This window comes from Actinomadura bangladeshensis, from assembly GCF_004348335.1.
GTDB lineage: Bacteria > Actinomycetota > Actinomycetes > Streptosporangiales > Streptosporangiaceae > Spirillospora > Spirillospora bangladeshensis.
This window is the reverse complement of sequence record NZ_SMJW01000401.1, coordinates 1-4,682: the sequence shown is the minus strand read 5'-3', so window position 1 is coordinate 4,682 and position 4,682 is coordinate 1. Positions and strand designations below refer to the sequence as shown.

Below are 4,682 nucleotides of genomic sequence, written 5' to 3'. Positions count from 1 at the left end.
CCGACGTGCTGGCCGCCCAACGCCGCGAACGCGCCCGGGTCCGCAGCGAACGCCAGCAACGCTGGGGACGACCCCGCCCCAAAGCAGCATGACAAGACCCGGCGAACGTTCGTGGTCACCGCACTAGCACCTGCGGCTACGGCACCAGCTTGGCATGAAGCCTCGGTCCGGCGAATCCCAGCACGACCGGCCACCGCTCCAGATGCGAGACGACACGTATGTCGACCGCCTCGCGAATCAGTTCGCTGGAACTCCCGAGTAGCACCTCGACAAAGCGGGCGCATCTGTCGATCAGGCCATCGTCACCACGCCGCAGGGCGGGCTCGAAAACCTCCCACCAGAATATCTCCGAGATGTAGTCGTAAACGCCGACGAAGAGCGCCTCACCATACTCCAAAAAGAACTCCCTTTCCCGGCGCTCCAACTCTTCGATCCCAGCCCTGGCCTCCGGGAATTCATGCCACAAGCGCTCTTTGAGTGCGTCGACATCTCCAATCTCCTGCACTTGCCCACACTTTCCTCTTGCCCTGGCGAACTCGCACCGCCCGACCCCTGCCGGGCCGGGCGCTTCACCCGACGGACTCGCTAAGATACGAGACGAGGGTCGTTCTTCGGTACCCACTGGTCACCGACGCGCACACAGGTCATCCCGACATAACAGGCAGCGGTCGGGACTTGCATGATGAGCAGATCGAGCCAGCTGAACGCCTCGATACCACCTCCCAGCAGACCTCCGGGACGGAATCGAGTGCCCGATCCCGGCACCCGGCGCGGCCGCGCCTTGGGATGCGCCTGCTCCCACTTCTCACCCGTGACCGCCGCCGATGCCGGGCTCTTCAAGAAGTTCCGAATCGCCCCCATCACATTCGACTTGCGCTGGGGGTCCTTGGCCCACATTTCGGTGATCTTACCGGCCCGGTCGTCCGCATTGAGCGCATCCGCCAGCTCGATCGCCTCCCTGATGGCAATCTTTTTGTCCGCCTCGGACAGGACCGAGCCGGCCTCTCCCCGCACCTGCGCCTTCCGCTCCGCCTCGAGAAGCGAGCCGAGCCTCTTCAACAGGTCCGCGACGTCCACGTCATGGTAGTGCCCCTTGGTCATCAGACCATCCTCGAGTTCGGCGCGCAGCGCCGTACCGGCCTTGCCGTCTCCGTCCACCTCCGCCCCGTGCGCGTAGATATCGTCAAGAATTCTACGCAGAGCGGGGTTCCGGACTTCCGGTGCCTTCGCCACGGGGCCTTTCGTGCGCAGGCTGCTTCGCCCGTTGACCAGGTTCGTTACACCCTTGGGCCCGACACTGGAAACCTTGTTTCCATTGCCGTCGTAGACGTCGTATCCGTTCCGGGTCGGACGGCGGTCCACTCCATCACCGTTGAAGCACTCGTTTCCATCGGGAGTGTGCCAGCACATGGTGCCATCAGGGTCGCTATTGGTCACCGGACTGCTGTTGGCGTAGGTATAGCCGTTCATCTGCTGCGGGTCGGCATTGTCGATGAGCGAGTCCACGGAGATGAAACGGCCGGTGGACGGGTCGTATTGACGGGCCCCGAGATTGGTGAGACCGGTGGGGTCCTGCGTGCCCCCGACAAAGCCCTTGTCATTCGGCCAGGTGGCGTTGTCGTCAAAGCCCCGGACGTTGCCGAAGGGATCGAAGCGGCGGATGGCGGCCTGCTGGGTGGCCGCGTTGATGGCGACCTGGGCGGTGCCTTGGGCGTCGCCGCTCAGGTAGGTGACCGTGCCGTCGGACGTGCGCATCGCGACGGTCTGCCCGGCGAAGGAGTAGTAGCGGGTGCCGGTGGCGGTGGTGGCGCCCGTCAGAGCGCGGAGTTCGGTGCCGTCGGGCATGTAGAGGGTGGTGCCGGTGGCGTCTTCGCGGATGAGGCGGTTGCCGTCGGCGTCGTAGATGTAACGGGTGCTCGTGCCGTTCTCGGTGACCTCGGTGAGTTGGCCTTCGGCGTCCCAGCCGAGGGTCTGACCGGCGGAGCCGGTGCCGACCGTACGGGTGGTGGTGTTACCGGTGGCGTCGTAGGTGTAGGTGTCGGTGCGGTCACCGTCTCCGCCGGTCTGCACCATCGTGTTGAGGCGGTTGCCGTGCCCCGGGTCGGCGTAGGTGTAGGTGCGTGTGGTATCGCCCTCGCCTCCGACACCGTGCACGGTTTGGGTCTTGCGGTTGCCGGCGGTGTCGTAGGTGAAGGTCTGCCAGTACGGTGCCGGCCCGCCGATCACCGAACTCGTCGGTTCGCCGGCGCAGGCGTCGGCGGCCTGGGTCCAGGCCTCTGTGAGCCGCTGCAGATGGTCGTAGCTGAAGCATTGGTTGTCGACGCCGTCGCGGGAAGTGTCGGTGATCGAGGTGATGGAGCCGGCGTCGGTGTAGTGGTAGGTGGCGTGACGGTCCGCACCGCCGAGGCCGGCACGGCTGGTGCGGGCGCCGGCCAGCCGCCGGGTTCCCTTCTCGTAGGTGAAGGTCTGCCAGGCCTGCTTGCTCGGGTCCGTGCCGTACTCCACGACCGTGAGTTTGCCGGTGGGAGTGTACTGGGCGGTGTTGATGTAGGTGGTCTTGCCGGTCAGTCCGGTGGGACGCTGCCAGGCATCATAGGCGTGGACGACGCTCTCACCGGGAAGCCCGCCGACCGCCGGCATGGTCTGGCCCTTGACCGTGCCGTCGAAGTTGTAACTGGTGGAGAAGCCGTAGTTCCCCGCAAGAGGCCCTTGGGAGGAGGGAATGGTGAGGGTGGAGGTCTCGGGGCGGCCCAGGGGGTCGTACCTGTAAACGCCGGTGGTGTAGTCCCCATCGGCGGCGTGGCGTGTTGCCGAGGCGAGTTTGCCTTTGCCGCGGATGGCGGTGTCATACGTCCAGGAGGACAGGACCGGACCGTCGGCCGCGCCGCGGTGGGCGGCGGTCTTGCGTCCTTGCCCGTCGTAGTCCAGGAAGATCTTCTCGCCGCGGGCGTCCGTCGTGGAGGTGACCTTGTCCAGGGCGTTGTAGGTGAAGGTGACGGCGCCCTTGTCGGGGTCGGTGGTGCGGATCTTGCGGCCGCGCAGGTCGTAGGTGTTGGTGAAGACGTTGCCTGACGGGTCGGTGACCGTCGCTATCTCACCGGCCGGCGTGTAGGTGTAGCGGGTGGCGTCGTAGTCGCCGGTGGGAGTGGCGGCCTTGTACTGGCGGCGTTCGCTGATCCGGCCGCGGGCATCGGTGATCTGGGCCGTCGGGATTCCTCCGGCGGGCGGAATGACGGACGTGCGGTTGCCGCCGCCGTAGTCGTAGGTGGTGCGCCACAGCTCGCTGTCGGGCTGTTCGCCGTTCTCGGTCGTCAGGCGTTCGACGGTCTTGCGGCCCAGCCCGTCGTACTCGGTGTGGGACTGGGTCTCGACCTGGCCGGGGTCGTAGACCCCGAACAGGGCGGCTTCGGGGGCGCCGGTACTGGTGTAGGGGGCGTAGGTGGTGGTGACCTGGCCGCGGTCGTCGTAGAAGGTGTCGGAGATCAGCCGGCCGTCCGGGCCGGGGACCTGGACCTGCCGGGTGCGCAGCAGGCCATCGAGCATCTCGATCTGGGCGAGTTTCTGCGCGCCGTCGGCGTCCAGGGTCTTGGTGGTCACCGCGACGATCTGCCCGTCGGTGATCTGGTACGCGAACTCGAAGTTGGGATCGTCGGTGCGCTTCGACCGGTTCGGCAGCCACACCTTCTGCAGCCGTCCGAGCGGGTCATAGGTCAGGTCGGTGCGCAGGTTGTTGTTGGACACGTCCAGTTCGGTGACCGGCAGACCCCAGGCGGGGTCGAGTTGCCGGGTGCCGACCAGGGACGTCGAGGCGTTCCCAGGGGCGGCCGACGGGCCGGTCGTGGTGATCTGAGTGGTGAGCCCTTGGGTTTCGGTGTAGGCGGTGGTGGTGACGTTGCCGGCGGCATCGGTGGCCTGCGTGGACCGCCCGTAGGCGTCGTAGCGGCTTTCCCCCTGCGTCACGTAGGTCGCCGTGCCGCCGTCGTGAGAGGCGATCTTGTCGACCTTGGTGACGTTCCCGACCGTGGGGCCGTCACCGAAGCCGGCGTCGTCGTAGTAGGTGCGGACGTCGGAGACGACCTGCGTGGAGCGGTCGGGTGTGGTCGAGCAGTTGACGGCCACGGTTTCGGCGCGGGAGGGATAGTTCACCATCCAGGCGCCGGTGTTGTCGGCATAGTCCGTGCGGGTGCACTTGTCATCGGCGGCAGAGGTGACGTCACCGAGGTCGTCGACCGTATCGAGGCGGCCGACCCCGGGGCCTGACGCCCGGTAGGTGTTGTCGGTCTTGGTCTCGGTCCAGCCGCCGCCGTCCTGGGCGGTCCAGGTCCGGGTGGTGCCGGTAGCGGTGACATTGGCGGTGGTGGTGCCCCACGATCGCGTCCGCGACGCGGTCTGTGTCTTCCATGGGGTGTTGACCGTCTTGGAGTAGACGGTGCCGCCGGGCTTGTCGTAGGTGACGGTTTTGAGGGTGAATCCGGCGAAGGCGTCGTGGTCGGTGTGGGTGCCGCCCTCACCGTCGGAGACGGTGACCGACTTCTTGCCGCCGTCCTTGTTCTTTCGGTCGCCGTCCATACCCCGGAGGTAGAAGGTGTCGGATTGGGTGGCGGGGTTGGTGTAGTCGCCGGTGAAGGTGCGGACGTGGCCGTAGCCGCGCCACTGGGACCAGGTCTTGTTCTTCGGCTTGG

At 66.6% G+C, this 4,682-nt stretch carries 2 protein-coding genes; both read right to left on the bottom strand.

From position 1 onward, the window contains the following. Window positions 1-136: 136 nt before the first annotated feature. A complete protein-coding gene (locus E1284_RS38585) occupies window positions 137-505 on the bottom strand; it encodes a DUF7674 family protein (protein WP_131945088.1) in 369 nt (122 codons plus the stop codon). Between the two features lie 80 nt (window positions 506-585). Next, window positions 586-4,682 (bottom strand): RHS repeat domain-containing protein (locus E1284_RS38580; protein ID WP_165965598.1); only part of this gene is annotated, 4,097 nt, incomplete at its 5' end.